The sequence below is a fragment of the Trebonia kvetii genome, from assembly GCF_007827045.1.
GTDB lineage: Bacteria > Actinomycetota > Actinomycetes > Streptosporangiales > Streptosporangiaceae > Trebonia > Trebonia kvetii.
In genome coordinates this window covers 932,702-948,960 of the sequence record NZ_RPFW01000003.1, presented here as the reverse complement: position 1 = coordinate 948,960, position 16,259 = coordinate 932,702, and the positions used below count along the sequence as shown (strand labels likewise).

The 16,259-nt window shown below is 70.0% G+C and carries 8 protein-coding genes; 2 read left to right on the top strand and 6 right to left on the bottom strand.

All coding sequences use genetic code 11. The annotated features are described in order from the left end of the window. Nucleotides 1-300 precede the first annotated feature (300 nt). Nucleotides 301-2,877 (bottom strand): DNA gyrase/topoisomerase IV subunit A, encoded by a 2,577-nt coding sequence (locus EAS64_RS19155; RefSeq protein ID WP_145854476.1) that lies wholly within the window; start codon nucleotides 2,875-2,877, stop codon nucleotides 301-303. 21 nt (nucleotides 2,878-2,898) lie between these two features. After that, the gene (locus EAS64_RS19150; protein ID WP_246115774.1) at nucleotides 2,899-4,968 is read right to left on the bottom strand and encodes a DNA gyrase/topoisomerase IV subunit B; all 2,070 of its coding nucleotides are present in this window, start codon (nucleotides 4,966-4,968) and stop codon (nucleotides 2,899-2,901) included. A gap of 634 nt (nucleotides 4,969-5,602) precedes the next feature. On the opposite strand from EAS64_RS19150, the gene EAS64_RS19145 reads away from it, so the two are divergent. Further along, nucleotides 5,603-5,812 (top strand): DUF7455 domain-containing protein, encoded by a 210-nt coding sequence (locus EAS64_RS19145; RefSeq protein WP_145854901.1) that lies wholly within the window; start codon nucleotides 5,603-5,605, stop codon nucleotides 5,810-5,812. 38 nt (nucleotides 5,813-5,850) lie between these two features. Here the strand turns inward: EAS64_RS19145 and EAS64_RS19140 are convergent, their stop codons facing one another. From EAS64_RS19140 to EAS64_RS19130, 3 genes are all read right to left on the bottom strand, one after another. Continuing rightward, nucleotides 5,851-6,399 (bottom strand): GNAT family N-acetyltransferase, encoded by a 549-nt coding sequence (locus EAS64_RS19140; RefSeq protein WP_145854472.1) that lies wholly within the window; start codon nucleotides 6,397-6,399, stop codon nucleotides 5,851-5,853. A gap of 89 nt (nucleotides 6,400-6,488) precedes the next feature. Further along, a complete protein-coding gene (locus EAS64_RS19135) occupies nucleotides 6,489-7,961 on the bottom strand; it encodes an RNA polymerase sigma factor (protein ID WP_145854471.1) in 1,473 nt (490 codons plus the stop codon). A gap of 211 nt (nucleotides 7,962-8,172) precedes the next feature. Then, nucleotides 8,173-10,335, bottom strand: a complete 2,163-nt coding sequence (locus EAS64_RS19130; RefSeq protein WP_145854469.1) for a SpoIIE family protein phosphatase — start codon at nucleotides 10,333-10,335, stop codon at nucleotides 8,173-8,175. Between the two features lie 420 nt (nucleotides 10,336-10,755). Here EAS64_RS19130 and EAS64_RS19125 point away from each other — a divergent pair, with 420 nt between their 5' ends. Next, a complete protein-coding gene (locus EAS64_RS19125) occupies nucleotides 10,756-12,360 on the top strand; it encodes a hypothetical protein (RefSeq protein WP_246115748.1) in 1,605 nt (534 codons plus the stop codon). 207 nt (nucleotides 12,361-12,567) lie between these two features. Here the strand turns inward: EAS64_RS19125 and EAS64_RS19120 are convergent, their stop codons facing one another. Next, nucleotides 12,568-16,236: a hydantoinase B/oxoprolinase family protein gene (locus tag EAS64_RS19120; RefSeq protein ID WP_145854467.1), complete on the bottom strand. Its 3,669-nt coding sequence runs from the start codon at nucleotides 16,234-16,236 to the stop codon at nucleotides 12,568-12,570. Nucleotides 16,237-16,259 lie beyond the last annotated feature (23 nt).

The following is a 16,259-nucleotide window of genomic DNA, read 5'->3' as shown; positions in this document are numbered from 1 at the left end:
GTCGAACATGAAGGCGAAACCTTCAGGAAATTCTAATGTAACCTGTAAAAGTCCTCTACCGCGCCTATTCACCGGATTTGACACAGTGAATAGGGCCATTAAACAAATTGGCGAAATATGTCCCTATTCCGGACGCCCAAAGCCCAAGACCCAAAGCCCGCGGCAGCACGGGCAGGGTTCATCTCTGGGGGTTTCGGAAGCGTCAGCTGCCCAGGGGGCCGCAGACCGCCGTGTGGGGCGGGTTTCCTTAAGCCCTGAGAGTCCATACACCCCCGGGTTTGACCTTGAAAGCCTTAAGACTCAAGGCCGCCGGAAGGGGTGGCCGAGGTGGACTAGCTGGCGGGTGATCGCGTTGCCTGAGCCGTCGCGACGGCCCGTCATGCCGGACAGGTCCACCATGACACCGGACTCCGTAGCCCCGATGACGGGCGACGGGCCGACCCAGGCCTGGATCAGGGCGTCCTCGCCCTTGAGGAAGCGCTGGCAGCGGACGCCGCCGGTGGCCCGGCCCTTGGCCGGGTACTCGGCGAACGGCGTGACCTTGACGGACGCGCCGCCGGTGCCTGGCAGCAGGCCGGCGCCGCGGCCCGCGATGGTGACCACGACGGGGTCGCCCGCTGGCGCGCCGGCGGGCGGGGAAACCGCGGGGCCGATCGCGCCGAACCAGCTGACCCCGGCGCCGTCGGACAGCCGGATGCCCGCCATGCCGCCCGCCGGGCGGCCCTGCGGGCGGACGGAACTGGCCGGGAAGCGCAGCAGCTGAGCGTCGGTGGTGATGAAGACGAGCTCGGCGTCGTCGCTCGCCAGGTAGGCGGCGCCGATCACCCGGTCGTCGTCCTTGAGGGTGATCAGCTCGAACTCGTCGCGGTTGGCCGGGTACTCCGGCTGCACCCGCTTGACGACACCGGACGCGGTGCCGAGCGCCACGCCGCTCGACTCGCCGCCGTCCAGCGGCGCGAGGGCCAGCACGGTTTCGCCGTCGGCCAGGCCCGGCACGAACTCGGCGACCGGGTGACCCGCGGAAAGACCGCCGTACGGCGCGCCATTCCCGTTGCCGGAACCATTGCCCGCCGCCGCCGCCCGCCCCGCGGCCGACGCCGCGGGAATCTCGATCACGTTGAACTTGATCATCCGGCCAGCGGAGGTGACCGCGCCGATCGTGGCGCGTGCCGTCGTCGGCAGCGCGCAGGCCACGATGTCCGCGGCGGTGACCGCGGAGAGGTCGGCGGACGGGGCGGAGCCAGGCAACCGTTCGGGATCGGATTGACTGGCGAGCGGGAAGCGGGCAAGCGAGCCAGTCGCGGACAGCACCACCAGGCACGGGTCGTCGGTCACCTCGAGCGGAACGGCGGCGGGCACCACCGCTCCCGCCTCCATCAGCAGCGTGCGGCGCGGCGTGCCGAACTTCTTCGCCACGTCGGCCATCTCGCTGCCGGTCAGGTCCCGCAGCACGTCCTCGTTGTCCAGGATGTTGGTGAGCTCGGCGATCTCCGTGCGCAGCGTCTCCTGCTCCCGCTCGAGCTCCAGCTTGTCGAAGCGGGTGAGACGGCGCAGCGGGGTGTCCAGGATGTACTGCGCCTGGATCTCGGTCAGGTCGAAGATCTGGCACAGCCGGCGCTTCGCCTCGGACGAGTCGTCGCTGGTCCTGATGACCTGGATGACCTCGTCGATGTTGAGCAGCGCGATGAGGATGCCGTCAACCAGGTGCAGCCGGTCCTCGCGCTTCCTGCGCCGGAACTCGCTGCGCCGCCGGACGACGTCGACGCGGTGCTCGATGTAGATGCCGAGCAGTTCCTTCAGGCCGAGAGTGCGCGGCTGGCCGTCGACGAGTGCGACGTTGTTTATGCCGAAGGTGTCTTCCATCGGCGTGAGCCGGTACAGCTCAGCGAGGACCGCCTCCGGGTTGAACCCGGCCCTGACCTCGATGACCAAGTTAAGCCCGCGGTTGCGGTCGGTCAGGTCCTTGAGGTCGGAGATGCCGGTGATCTTCCTGGCCTGCACCAGGTCCTTGATCCTGGTGATGACCTTTTCCGGTCCGACGCCGTATGGCAGCTCGGTGACGACGATGCCGGTCTTGCGGGCGTTGAGCTGCTCGATCTTCGCCGTCGCGCGGGTCTTGAAAATGCCGCGGCCGGTCTCGTAGGCCTCACGGATGCCGTCGAGGCCGGCGATGTGCCCGCCGGTGGGCAGGTCCGGGCCTGGCACGTACTTCATCAGCTGCTCAAGCGACGCGTCCGGGTGCTTGAGCAGGTAGCGGGCGGCGGCGATGACCTCGTTGAGGTTGTGCGGCGCCATGTTCGTCGCCATGCCGACGGCGATGCCGGCGGTGCCGTTGACCAGGAGGTTCGGGATGGCGGCGGGCAGAACCTGCGGCTCGGTCTCCTGGCCGTCGTAGTTCGGGCCGAAGTCGACCGTGTCCTCGTCGATGCTCTCGACCATGGCCATCGCGGCCTGTGTCGGACGGCACTCGGTGTAGCGCATGGCGGCGGGGGCGTCGTCGCCGCCGAGCGAGCCGAAGTTGCCGTGCCCGTCGACGAGCGGCAGCCGCATCGCCCACGGCTGGGCGAGCCGCACCAGGGCGTCGTAGATGGCGCTGTCGCCGTGCGGGTGGAGCCTGCCCATCACGTCGCCGACCACGCGGGCGCACTTGACGTGCCCGCGGTCGGGGCGCAGCCCCATCTCGTTCATCTGGTACAGGATGCGCCGCTGTACCGGCTTCAGTCCGTCGCGGGCGTCGGGAAGCGCGCGGGAGTAGATGACGCTGTAGGCGTACTCCAGGTAGGAGCCGCGCATCTCCTCGGTGACGTCGATGTCGACGATGTTCTCTTCGAACTCTTCCGGAGGCGGTGCCGTCGTTCCGCCGCGGCGTGGTGGCATGCTGCGGGTCCTTGTCGCGTCTTAGGTGTCGATGCGGGAAAGATCGAGTTCGCTTGCGCCGCTCACGATGAAGTCGCGGCGCGGCCCCACCTCGGTGCCCATCAGCAGGCTGAACACGTCGGTGGCGGCCGTGGCGTCCTCGATCCTGATGCGGCGCAGTATGCGATGCCGCGGGTCCATCGTGGTCTCGGCCAGCTGGCCGGCGTCCATCTCGCCGAGGCCCTTGTACCGCTGCACCGGGTCCTTCCAGCGCTGACCCTTGTTCTCCAGCTCGAGCAGCGTGCGGCGCAGCTCGTTGTCCGAGTAGGTGTAGATGTATTTCTGCTGGCCCTTGCGCGGGTTGGTCAGCTCGATCCGGTGCAGCGGCGGCACCGCGGCGAACACCCGGCCGGCGTCGAGCATGGGCCGCATGTAGCGGTGGAACAGGGTCAGCAGCAGGGTGCGGATGTGCGCGCCGTCCACGTCGGCGTCTGCCATCAGGATGATCCGCTGGTAGCGGGCGGAGTCGAGGTCGAAGGTGCTGCCCGAGCCCGCGCCGATCACCTGGATGATCGCGGCGCACTCGGCGTTCTTGAGCATGTCGGCCACGGACGACTTCTGCACGTTGAGGATCTTGCCGCGGATCGGCAGCAGCGCCTGGTATTCCGAGTCGCGGGCTAGCTTGGCGGTGCCGAGCGCGCTGTCGCCCTCGACGATGAACAGCTCGCTGCGGTCGTCGGCCGACCGGCAGTCCACCAGCTTGGCCGGCAGGCTCGAACTGGCCAGTGCCGACTTGCGGCGCTGGTTCTCCCGGTGCTCGCGGGCCGCGATCCTGGTCTTAGCCGCCGCGACAACCTTGTCGAGCACCGCCCTTGCCTGCAGCTTGGCGCCGCGCGGCGGGTTCTCGAAGTAGTCCTTGAGCCCGGTGCTGACCACCTGCTGGACGATCCTCGCGGCCGCCGGGGTGCCGAGCACCTCTTTGGTCTGGCCCTCGAACTGCGGCTCCGGCAGCCGGACGCTGACCACGGCGGTGAGGCCCTCGAGGATGTCGTCCTTGGTGACCTTCTCGTCGGCGCTCTTCAGCAGCCGGGCCGCGCGCAGCTGCTCGTTGACCGTGTTGAGCAGCGCCTTGTCGAAGCCGGTGACGTGCGTGCCGTGGTGCGGGGTGGCGATCACGTTCACGAACGAGCGGGTGATCGTGTCGTAGCCGCTGTTCCACTGGACCGCCACGTCCACCTCAAGCGTGCGCTCGACCTCGGTCGGCGTCATGTGGCCGCGGTCGTCGAGCACCGGGATCGTCTCGGTGAACGTGCCGTCGCCGGCCAGCCTGATCACGTCGGTGATCTTCTCGCCGGAACCCAGGTGCTCGCAGAACTCGCCGATGCCGCCCGCGAAGCGGTATTCCGCCTCCCGCGGCGCATCCGGAGCGTCGCCGCCCGCGCTGGCGGCGGTGCTGCCGCCCGCGCCGGGCTCGGCGCGGACGACGATCGCCAGACCGGGAATGAGGTAGGCGGTCTGCCTCGCCCGCTCGGCGAGGCTGTCATAGGAGAACGTGGCGTCGCGCAGGAACACCTGGCGGTCCGGCCAGAACCTGATCCTGGTGCCCGTCCTGGTCCGCGGGATTTTCGCGGTCTGGCGCAGGCCCGACTTGCGGGCGAAGTCGGCGTCGGGGCCCTCCGCACCGAACTCGCCCGCCACGCCGCGCCTGAAGCTGGTCGACCAGGTGTGACCCTCCCTGTCGACGTCGATGTCAAGGCGCGCGGACAGGGCGTTCACCACGCTCGCGCCGACGCCGTGCAGGCCGCCGGAGGCGGTGTAGGAGCCGCCGCCGAACTTGCCGCCCGCGTGCAGCCGGGTCATCACCAGCTCGACGCCGGACAGCTTAGTCTTGCGCTCGTTGTCCACCGGGATGCCGCGGCCGTTGTCCCGCACCTCGGCCGAGCCGTCGGCGTGCAGGATCACCTCGACCCTGGTGCAGTGGCCCGCAAGCGCCTCGTCGACCGCGTTGTCGAAGATCTCCCAGAGGCAGTGCTGCAGGCCGCGGCCGTCGGTCGAGCCGATGTACATGCCGGGCCGCTTGCGCACCGCGTCGAGGCCCTCGAGGACCGACAGGTGCTTGGCGCTGTAGGAGTCCGCGGCGTCGGCCGGCGGGGAGTCCCGCTGCGTCCGGGCCCGGGTCTTCTGGTCCGCCGTCGCCCGGACGGTATCAGTAAGCGTTGCCACGGGCGGCCGGTCTCCTCTCGAATGTATAAGCGGCATGCGATAGCTGCCACCTTCGAAGGGTAGCGTCCCAGGCCGGCTGCCGGGGTGGCACCACGCCGGTTTGCCCGGCTTTCCGGCGAGGAGAACTACTCGAAAACATAAACGATAGCACGGGCCTACCCGGCAAGGGCAGCCCCGGCTGGCATTGCCTTGACACTGCCGGGCAGGATCGTCCCACCAGGTGAGATAGACGGGATACTTACGGCCAAAAGTGTCATGAGGCCCGCAGAAGGGTATGCATCACACGAACCGCACGGGTATCTCACCGGTGACTACCCGAACGGTGGTGGCGTCACCGGCGATCGATCCTGCCGCAACGGGTTGCCAAGCGGCTGGTGCGGTTTTCGCTTGTGGCGTACACCACCCGGCCACGGGAAGCCTGACGCCGGGGTATGTGTTGTGCTGTGCTGTAAGGCAGTCGTCCCCCGCAGCAAACCGGAGCCACCCGGATGCAGCAGCCGGAGGCATGAGAGAGGAAAGCGACGTGACCGGAGCTATTGCCCCCACCAAGCCGCTGACCGCACTCGATCTGTGCGATCGGTGCGGCGCGCAAGCATACGTCCGCGTCCTACTCCCCAATTCGGGTGAGCTGCTCTTTTGCGCCCACCACAGCAGAGAACACCTGCCGGCGCTCAAGAAGGTCGCCATTGACATCCAGGACGAGACCCAGCGTCTCTCGAAGCCGGAGAACTGATTCCGGCGTCCTGACCCCACGATCGCGGGCCGTGTTGCTCAGAGAGCAGTCGGCCCGTGACCGTTTTCCGCGGACTGGTTCAGCAGGCTGAACAGGATGTGGTCCTGCCAGCGGCCCGCGATCTTGAGATAGGACTCGGCCACACCGAACGGCCGGAAGCCGTTGCGCGCGAGCACCCGCTGCGACGGCGTGTTGTGCAGCAGGGTCGACGCGTCGAGCCGGTGCAGGCCAAGCTCTCCGAAGGCGGTCTTGACGGCCTCGGCGACCGCCGCGCCCGCGAGGCCGTGCCCGGCCCGCGCCTGACTCACCCAGTAGCCCACGCTCGCGTTCTGGAACGCGCCGCGGATGATGCTGTTCAAGTTGATTGACCCCGCGATCTCCCCGTCACCGCCGAAGATCAGCAGCGGAAGCATCGCACCGCGCTCGTAGGCGGCGAGCTGGCGCACGATCACCTGGTGCTGGCCCTCTTCGGTGAAGTACGCGTCGTCCTGCACCGGCGACCAGGGAGCCAGGTAGTCGCGGTTCTCTGTCAGCAGCCGCGCGAGCGGCGCCGCGTCGTCTGCCGAGACAAGCCGGGTCACTGCCATCGCATGCATCTCCTGGTGTTTGAACGACCACGGGCCGGCGCCGGCCGTAGCCGGGCACCGACCCGTGGACATCGCACAGCAGTGGGTAGTTAGTCCAGGTAGTCGCGGAGCACCTGAGAGCGGGACGGGTGCCGCAGCTTGGACATGGTCTTGGACTCGATCTGGCGGATCCGCTCCCGGGTCACCCCGTAGACCTTGCCGATCTCGTCGAGGGTCTTCGGCTGGCCGTCGGTGAGGCCGAAACGCATGCTCACCACGCCCGCCTCGCGCTCGGACAGCGTGTCGAGCACCGAGTGGAGCTGCTCCTGGAGCAGCGTAAACGAGACGGCCTCGCCGGGCTGAATCGCCTCGGAGTCCTCGATCAGGTCGCCGAACTCGCTGTCGCCGTCCTCGCCGAGCGGTGTGTGCAGCGAGATCGGCTCCCGGCCGTACTTCTGCACCTCGACGACCTTCTCCGGGGTCATGTCGAGCTCGACCGCCAGCTCCTCCGGAGTCGGCTCGCGGCCGAGATCCTGGAGCATCTGGCGCTGCACGCGGGCCAGCTTGTTGATGACCTCGACCATGTGCACCGGAATGCGGATGGTGCGGGCCTGGTCGGCCATCGCGCGGGTGATCGCCTGCCGGATCCACCAGGTGGCGTACGTGGAGAACTTGTAGCCCTTGGTGTAGTCGAACTTCTCGACGGCCCGGATCAGGCCCAGGTTGCCTTCCTGGATCAGGTCGAGGAAGAGCATGCCGCGGCCGGTGTACCGCTTGGCGAGCGACACCACGAGCCTGAGGTTGGCCTCGAGCAGGTGGTTCTTGGCCCGGCGGCCGTCCTCGGCGATCCATTCCAGGTCGATGCGCTGGTCGACTGCCATTGCCTCGGCCTCGGCCAGCTTCTCCTCGGCGAACAGGCCGGCCTCGATCCGCTTGGCGAGCTCGACCTCCTGCTCGGCGTTGAGCAGCGGGACCTTGCCGATCTGCTTCAGGTAGTCCTTGACCGGGTCGGCGGTCGCGCCGGCCACCGCCACCTGGGCGGCAGGCAGGTCATCGTCGTCGTCGCCGAAGACGAAGATCTCGTCGTCGCCCGCCTCGCCAGGCGCCTTGGCCTCGCCGGCCGGCGCGCCTTCGGCGGTCTGGGCGGCGGCGGGGCTGTCCTCGTCGCCTTCCGTGTCCTCGGCCGCCTCGACTCCCGCCAGCTCACCCTCCGCCAGGTCGGCGTCGGGTCCGTCGGCGATCTCCAGGTCGGCGACTTCGAGGTCCTCGAGGTCGAAGTCCTCTAGCTCGACGGCGCCCTCAAGGTCGTCGTCGCCATCGGGACCGTCGCCGTCGATGCCGTCAGCGTCCATGTCGCCATCGGCCTCCGAGTTATCGCCAGGCAGTTCCTGCGCAGGCACTGCCGCGAGCTCTTCCCTGGCCTTGGCCGCACGCCCGCCGACTGCCCGGCTCTGGTCTTGGTCGGCAGCCTCGGACACGCCGTCTGCCGCCTGGTCGGACACCCGCGAGTCCCGGGCCGTGGAGCTTGACGGCCTGGAGCGCTTGCGCGCCGCGGAGTTGGCAGCGCTCACCACCACGGTCACCTCTTCCTTCGCTGGGTAGCTTGGCTGAGCCTTCGCACGCTAATAGGGCCCTCCCGAGAGGGTCGTCTTGACGCCTGGACCGTGCCGGGAAACAGGCTTCCCGTTTGCATTGGGGATATGAACAGCAAGCCGCCCGCCTCCTCTCCACCACGATAGGTGGCACCCGGGAGTGCCTTGTACACGTCAGTCGTGCCTGTCAGGCGCACCGTGGTCACCGCTGTGCCCACTGCTGGCCTGGGGTCCCATCCTCACCGGCCGTGCCGCCGGACCCTGGACCGGCCGGCACGTGCATGACAAGCACCGTCACGTCGTCGTCTTGCTCATGGCCGGCCAGCATGCTGTCAAGCAGGTGCTGGAGCAGCCGTCCAGGAGCGCCAAGCAGATCCTGCGGCGCCCCCGCGGCGACCCGGACCAGCTCATCAAGGCCCGCGTCGATGCCGCGCATGCGGTTCTCCACCAGCCCGTCGGAGTAGAAGACCGCCGTCGAGCCAGGCGGCAGCCGGAACGCGTGCTGGCGGCGCGGGCTGGCCCAGCCGAGCGGCGTGCCCGCCTCCGCGCCGTCGAGCACCGGGAGGGCCCCGGGCGCGAGCAGCAGCGTCGGCGGGTGGCCGGCGTTCCCCGCCTGCCCCTCGCCGGTCTCTGGGTCGATCACCAGGTAAGACACCGTGGTGACCTGTTCCTCGAGCTCGGTGGCCGTAAACAGCCTGTCAAGCCCGGCCAGCACCGCGGCGGGCCGCGGGTCGGTCAGCGCGAGTGCCCGGAGCGCATTGCGGACCCGGCCCATGCCTGCCGCCGCGAGCAGTCCCTTGCCCATGACGTCACCGACGGCGACGGCCAGGCGCCTGTCCGGCAGCCGGAATACGTCGTACCAGTCACCGCCCACGTCCGTGGACCTCGGCAGGTACCTGGCGTCGAGCGCGAGGCCCGGCACGTTGGGCAGTTCGCCGGGCAGCAGGCTGCGCTGCAGTGTTACCGCCGCGGTGTGCTCCTTCTCGTACATCTCCGCCCGCTCGACGGCGAGCGCGCACTGGCCGGCCAGCGCCTCCAGGAAGACCCGCTCCTCCTCGAGGATGGTGCGCGGCTTGCCGAACGAGAAGCGCAGCGCGCCGAGCGGCATGCCCGCGGCGAGCAGCGGCAGGCCCACCCAGGCCTGTTCGTCGCCCGTGTCGAGCACCCCGTCGGGCGAGCCCGCAGCGTTGTCCCTGTCGCCCGCCTCCAGGCTGGTCTCGAACTGCTTGCGCAGCTCCTCGGGATCGGCGATGAGCACCGGGCGGCGGGTAGCGATCGCCCTCGTCATCACGCTCGGGGTGTCCAGGGTCAGCGGCACCCCCGCCCCGTCGGGGCCGGCCGGAGCCAGGCCAGACGGGTTGACCACGCGCAGGCCGAGCTTGTCGTCCTCGAGCAGCGCGACCGCCGAGCGCAGCGCCCCGATCGCGGTCCTGCCCACCTCGGTGATCACCTCGACCACCTGCTCGACATCGAGGGCCTCGGCGAGCATCGCGGTCGCCTGCTGCAACCGCGCCGTGCGCAGCGCCGCCGCCGACAGCTGGTCGGTCAGCCGCCCGCGCATCTCCTCGGCCTCGCGCTGGCTTGTCACGTCGGTGCAGGCGCCGACCCACTCGGCGATCTTGCCATCCCGCTCGATCGGCACCGCCCGCACGTCGTAGTGCCGGTAGGAGCCGCCCCTGGCCCGCATGCGGAACCGGTCGTCGAAGATCCTGCCGGTGCGCAGGGATTCGTGCCAGTCGCGCTCGACGCGCTCGCGGTCCTCGGGATGGATGGAGTCAAGCCAGCCGTTGCCGAGGAACTCCTCCGCGGTCTGCCCGGTGATCCAGCGCCACTCGGCGGAGTCCTCGAGCATCTCACCGTCCGGCGACGCCACCCAGATGATCTGGGCGCCGCCCTGGACGAGCGCGCGGTACCGCTCCTCGCTCCGCCGGAGGGCCTCCTCCGTCCCTGGTCCCGAGCCGCCCGCGATGACGATCAGGCCCGCGCCGTACAGCCCGCCGTCCAGGCCGTTCACCCGGAACCAGTGGAAAGTCCGCTGGCCGGGCGCGACCTGCCCGGCCGCTGCCGCGCCGGTCTCGAACGTCTCAGTGGCCGGGCTGCCCTTGGCGAACACCTGGTGCAGCGCGGCCTCGGCTCGCGCGGCGTCCACCGCGGGAAGCACCTCGGCGACGGGACGGCCGCTGAAATCGCTCACCGCGCGCTCGTACATGCTCGCGAGCGCCGGATTCGCCCAGACGAAGCGCAGATCGGTGTCGATGAGGGCCATCCCGGCCGACGCGTCGCGCAGCACGGCGTCAGGCAGCCAGGCTTCGAACTCGCCCAATCCGGCCTCCCGCTGCTTCGGCACGGAGGTGTCCGCGCTCAACCGAGCACCTCACCTACCATGCAGGCGCCTGCCACTGGCGGCTCCTTCCTGCTACCGCGCTGCCAGAAAACGCCACCCTCCTGGCGCCTGGCGGCAGCCAGCCGACGGAGCGGCATGACGCCGCCACCGCAGCGATCCCTCAGAATAAGGGTGCCACAATCCAAGGACCGATGCTGCCAGCTAGCGGGACGGAAACCAAGTCCGTACCGCATCGGGCCGCCAAGACCGCCTCCCGAGGGCGCCAGAAAGCACGACACGGACGGGATAGCCGCCATCACACGGCACAATGGCGGCAGCATGGGTAAATTCTCCTACAGCGGATATGTGCTCCCCCCGCCGCTACCCAATACGGGCGCAACCCGGTGCGGGCATCAGGGCGGAGCGTCGATTTCACATGTGCAGATCTGAGAGGCTATCAGGGTGAGCCCGCAGAGCCGACGTCGTGGCCAGGCAGGTGGCGGCGGCGCGCCCCCTAACGCGCTGTTCGATGAACTCCTGCAAGCGGCCCGTGAGCTGCTCGCGGTGCGCAGTCCGCTTGACGCGGAACTGCTCGTCAGCGACCTGCTCGGCACGTGGTGGCCGCAGCGGCACCGTACCCTCGGCGGCGCGGGCGTGGAGCAGATCGTCGGCGAGGGCCTCATCGAGTACGCCGCGCAGCGCCGCTCGCCCGCCGCGCTCGCGCTGCTGTCCGGCATCGCCTGCCTCGGCACGTCACGGCAGGCCATCGCGGCCGAGCAGGCGGCCATCGCGCTGATCGACGACGGGGTACGGGCACCACGGTGGGCCGAATACCTGGGCGCCGTCTCCCCGGCCGAGTGCTACGTGAACCCCGACGAATGGGGCGATCAGGACGAAGTCATCTGCGTGTTCAGCTACGCGGGTGAGGAGCCGCACGCGCTCGTCTCGGTGATCGACTACAACGCCGCGGGCATGATCAGGGACGGCTGGGTCAGCTCCCAGGTCGACAAGCTGCTCGATCACTGCCGCAGTGCCTCCGCCCGGTCCGGCACCCGGCCCGACGAGGGCTTCAGGGAGATCGACGCGCCGCAGGCGCGGAAGATGCTGCAGGCCGCGCTAGCCGCCACCGACGCGGCAGAAGACCCGCCGGTGAGCGAGGCCTTCGCCGCCAGGCACGCCTTTATCCGTGCCCGCATCCGCGCCTTGCCGCCCGCCGCCGGCCGGGCCGGACGGCCCAAGCGAGCCTGGCCGCCCGAGCGGCGGGCGCTGCTCGCCGCGGAATTCCTCGCCTCCGACGAGGCCGAGGAACTGTCCGACAGGCGGGCCGCGAGCCGCTGCGCCGACCTGATCATCGACTTCGGCTGCGACCAGGACAGCGGGCGGCCGCAGCGGATGTCGCCCGCCAAGGTGCAGAACTTCATGCTCGGCTATCTGCCGCGCAAGGTGCTGCTCTCCGTCGCCGACCAGAACGCGATGCCACACGCCGTCGGCGCCTGGATTCGCTGGTCGGGACGGATTCGCGGACTGTCGGACGCGGCCGTCGGACAGACGCTCGACACCCTCTTCGACTCCATGGCGACGTTCTCCAGGATCTACCGTGACCCGGCCGAGTTCGGCCTCGACGAGAAGCTCGTCGCCCGGCTGCTGCCCGACTCCGACCTGGAGGCGCTGCCCAGGCGCGCGTTCGCCTTCCCGATCCTCGAGGGCAGGCACGGCGGGGTCGACCTGTCCAAGCTCGACCCGTCCGACCCGTCCGACCGGCGGCTGCTGCTCGCCGCCGACCACGACACGCGCACCGGGTCGCCGAGCGCGGCGGGGGTCGGCAGGCACATCGACCGCCACCTGGCCCTGGCGGACCGGCTCTGGCGCGGCTCGCCGTCCGCCCTGTGGGACGCCGCGCAGCGGCTGCTCGACACCGGCGAGGACCGGCACATGGTGCTGCACGCGCTGATGGACGTGCTCGACGCGGCCGGCGGCGATGAGACCGCCCTGAAGACGGCGCTGCGCGAACTGGCGACCGGCCTCAGCGACGACGACCTGAACGGGCTCACCAACCCCGACGCCTAACCGGCGCGCCGCGAAGACCAGGAGCTGTCATCCGAACGGGTGCGGCCTGGCTCTGGACGACTCCCCCTGACCTGGGAGTCGTGGCGGCCGGGACAGGGGCGGCCGCGACGTCTGGAGGCCGGCCTGCTGGCGGGGGCAGACGTCCGAGGGCCAGCGGGCTCGCGGGGTCAAGGTTGCCGTCCGGCGGAGCCGCGAACCCGTTCGGGATCATGGTTGTCCGTACCCGCCGCCGCCGGGAGTCTCGATGACGAACACGTCGCCGGCGGCGAGGTCCGCGCTGTCGCAGCCGGCCATCGGGGTAACCGTGCCGTCCGGGTGCTCGATCCAGTGACGGCCGAGTGCGCCCGCGGCGCCGCCGTCAAGGCCGAAGGCGGGGACCCGGCGGTGGCTGGCCAGGGTGGTGACGGTCACCGGCTCGAGGAAGCGGATCCGCCTGACGGCGCCGTCGCCGCCGTGCCAGCGGCCGCCGCCGCCGCTGCCCCGGCGGATCGCGTAGGACTCGAGGCGGACCGGGTAACGCCATTCGAGCACCTCGGGATCGGTGAGCCGCGAGTTGGTCATCTTCGTCTGCACCACGCCGGTGCCGTCGAAGCCGTCGCCGGCCCCCGAGCCGCTCGCGACCGTCTCGTAGTACTGGTGCCGCTCGTTGCCGAACGTCACGTTGTTCATCGTGCCCGAGCCCTCCGCCATGCTGTTCAGCGCGGCGTACAGGGCGCCGGTGACCGCCTGGCTGGTCTCCACGTTGCCCGCGGCGACCGCGGCGGGGTACTCGGGTGACAGCATCGTCTGTGCCGGGATGATCACCGTGAGCGGCTCGAGGCAGCCCGCGTTGAGCGGGATGTCCTTGTCGACCAGGGTCCGGAACACGTACAGGACGGCGGCCATCGCTACGCTCGACGGCGCGTTGAAGTTGCTGCTCAGCATGCCGCTTGTGCCGGTGAAGTCGATTGTCGCGCGCCGGGCCGTGCGGTCCACGGTGACCTTGACCTGGATGACGGCGCCGCTGTCCAGTTCGTAGCGGAAGCTGCCGTCGTGCAGGGCGGTGATCACGTTCCTGACCGCCTCTGCGGCGTTCTCCCGCACGTGTCCCATGTAGCCGCGCACCACGTCGAGGCCGTACTGCGCGGCCATCTTGTGCAGTTCCTGCGTGCCCTTGGCATTGGCGGCGATCTGCGCCCGGAGGTCGGCGAGGTTGGTCCGCGGGTCACGCGACGGGTGTGCGGCGCTTGCCAGCAACGCCAGGGTCTCTTGCTCCCTGAGCCTCCCCTGGTCGACGAGGAGCCAGTTGTCGATGAGGACGCCCTCCTCCTCGATCCTGGTGCTGCCCGCCGGCATCGAGCCGGGCGTGACTCCGCCGATCTCCGCGTGATGGCCGCGGGAGGCGACGTAGAACCAGATGTCTCGGTCGCTGTTCTCTGGGGCGCTGTCCGGCGCGAACACCGGGGTGACCACGGTGACGTCGGGCAGGTGCGTGCCGCCGTGATACGGGTCGTTGAGCGCGTACACGTCGCCCGGCCTTATATGGCCCCCGTTGCGGGCTATCACCATCTTGATCGACTCGCTCATCGAGCCGAGGTGCACCGGGATGTGCGGGGCGTTCGCGATCAGGTTGCCCTCGGCGTCGAAGATCGCGCAGGAGAAGTCGAGGCGCTCCTTGATGTTGACCGAGTGCGCCGTCGCGCGGAGCCGCTCGCCCATCTGCTCGGCGGCGGCCATGAACAGGTTGGAGAAGACCTCGAGCAGCACCGGGTCGGCCTCGGCCGGCGTTTCCCGCGCTCCGGCCGCGAGCGCGGGCCGGCGCGGCGTCACCCGGGTGAGCAGCAGGTCGAGCGGGCCAGTGACCGACGCCCGCCAGCCGGGCTCGACGACCGTGGTCGCCAGGTCCTCGGCGATGATCGCGGGGCCGTCCACCGCGTGGCCCCGTTCCAGTTCGGCGCGCTGGTAGAGCGGGACCGTCAGCCATTCCCCGGCCGCGAACAGCCGGACGTGCTCGTGCGGCACGGCCGGCGACAGCACTGGCTCCGATGGGTCCGACGGTTCTTGCTGCGATACGGCTGTCGGCGTCTCGCTGCCGCAACCATGCGGGTCGCGGACGGCGATTGCCTCGATGGAGACGGCCTCTGCCACGATGGGCTTGTCTTCCATCAGGAATGAGAAGCGGGTACGGTAGGCGCGCTCGAAGGCTTCCGTCATCTCTCCGGCTGTGCCGAGCCTGACCTGGACGGGCGTGTCGGTGCCGTCGTAGCGCAGGTGGACGCGGCGGGTCACCCGGATGCCCGCGCCGTCCATGTGATGAGCGGCCAGCTCGGCTCGCGCAGATTCCTCCAGGTCACGCAGGACCCCGGTCGCCAGCCGGTCCGGCAGGTCCGCGGTGAGCGGCGCCTCGACGGCGCTTTCCCGCATGGCGGTCACGTCGGCGAGGCCGATGCCGTAGGCGGACAGCGCGCCGGCCAGCGGGTGGATGAGCACGCTGGTCATGCCAAGCGCGTCCGCGACCGCGCAGGCGTGCTGGCCGCCCGCGCCGCCGAACGTGGACAGCACGTACCTGGTCACGTCGTAGCCGCGCTGTACGGAGATCTTCTTGATCGCGTTGGCCATGTTCTGCACCGCGATCTCGAGGAAGCCGGCCGCGACCGCGGGCGCGTCCCTGGTGTCTCCGGTCTCGGCGGTGATCGCGGCGGCTAGCTCGGCGAACAGCCGTCCGGTCGCCGCGACGTCGAGCGGCTGGTCACCCGACGGGCCGAACACCCGCGGGAAATGCGCCGGCTGGACCCTGCCGAGCAGCAGGTTGGCGTCCGTCACGGTCAGCGGGCCGCCGTGCCCGTAGCAGGCGGGACCAGGGGCGGCGCCCGCGGAGTCCGGGCCCACCTGATACCGGCCGTCCGCGAACCGCAGGACGGAGCCGCCGCCGGCCGCGACTGTGTGGACGGCCAGCATCGGCGCGCGTATCCGCACCCCGGCTATCTGCGTCTCGTACTGCCGCTCGAACTCGCCGGCGAAGTGCGACACATCGGTGGACGTGCCGCCCATGTCGAAGCCGATCACCCGGCCGAAGCCCGCCGCGGCGGCGGTGCGGGCCATGCCAACAATGCCGCCGGCCGGCCCGGAGAGAATCGAGTCCTTGCCGCGGAACGACGCGGCATCGGCCAGCCCGCCGTTGGACTGCATGAACAGCAGCGGCACGCCCGCGAGTTCGCCGGCCACCTCGTCCACGTAGCGGCGCAGCACCGGGGACAGGTAGGCGTCAACGACGGTCGTGTCGCCCCGAGAGATCAGGCGCATCAGCGGGCTCACCTCATGCGACTCACTGACCTGGGTGAACCCGATCGCCCTGGCGATCTCGCCGGCCCGCCGCTCGTGCTCCGGGTAGCGGTAGCCGTGCATGAAGACGATCGCGGCTGACCGGAAACCGTCCGCGTAGGCCTGGCGCAGCGCGTGTTCGGTGGTCTCCGCGTCGAGCGTGCGGATCACCTCGCCGTCCGCGGCCACCCGTTCCGGTACCTCGATGACGCGATCGTAGAGCTGACTTGGCAGCACGATGTGCCGGTCGAAGATGCGCGGCCGGTTCTGGTAGGCGATGCGCAGCGCGTCGCCGAATCCCTCGGTGATGAGCAGGACGGTTGGCTCGCCCTTCCGCTCGAGCAGCGCGTTGGTCGCGACGGTGGTGCCGAGCCGGACGGCGCCGATCCGGTCGGCAGGGAGCGGGTCCTGCGGTGCGATGCCAAGCAGGTACTTGATCCCCGCGACGGCCGCGTCGCGGTACGCGTGGCTCTCGGACAGCAGCTTGTGCGCCTGGAGCGTTCCGTCGGGGCGGCGGGCAACGATGTCGGTGAACGTCCCGCCCCTGTCGACCCAGAAGTCCCACAAACCCGCCACGGTCCAAGCCTAACGAGCGGCAT

Excerpts from the sequence above, each read along its gene's own strand:
- EAS64_RS19140 (WP_145854472.1), bottom strand. The coding sequence starts at position 6,399 with ATGGCAGTGACCCGGCTTGTCTCGGCAGACGACGCGGCGCCGCTCGCG.
- EAS64_RS19155 (WP_145854476.1), bottom strand. The coding sequence starts at position 2,877 with ATGCCACCACGCCGCGGCGGAACGACGGCACCGCCTCCGGAAGAGTTC.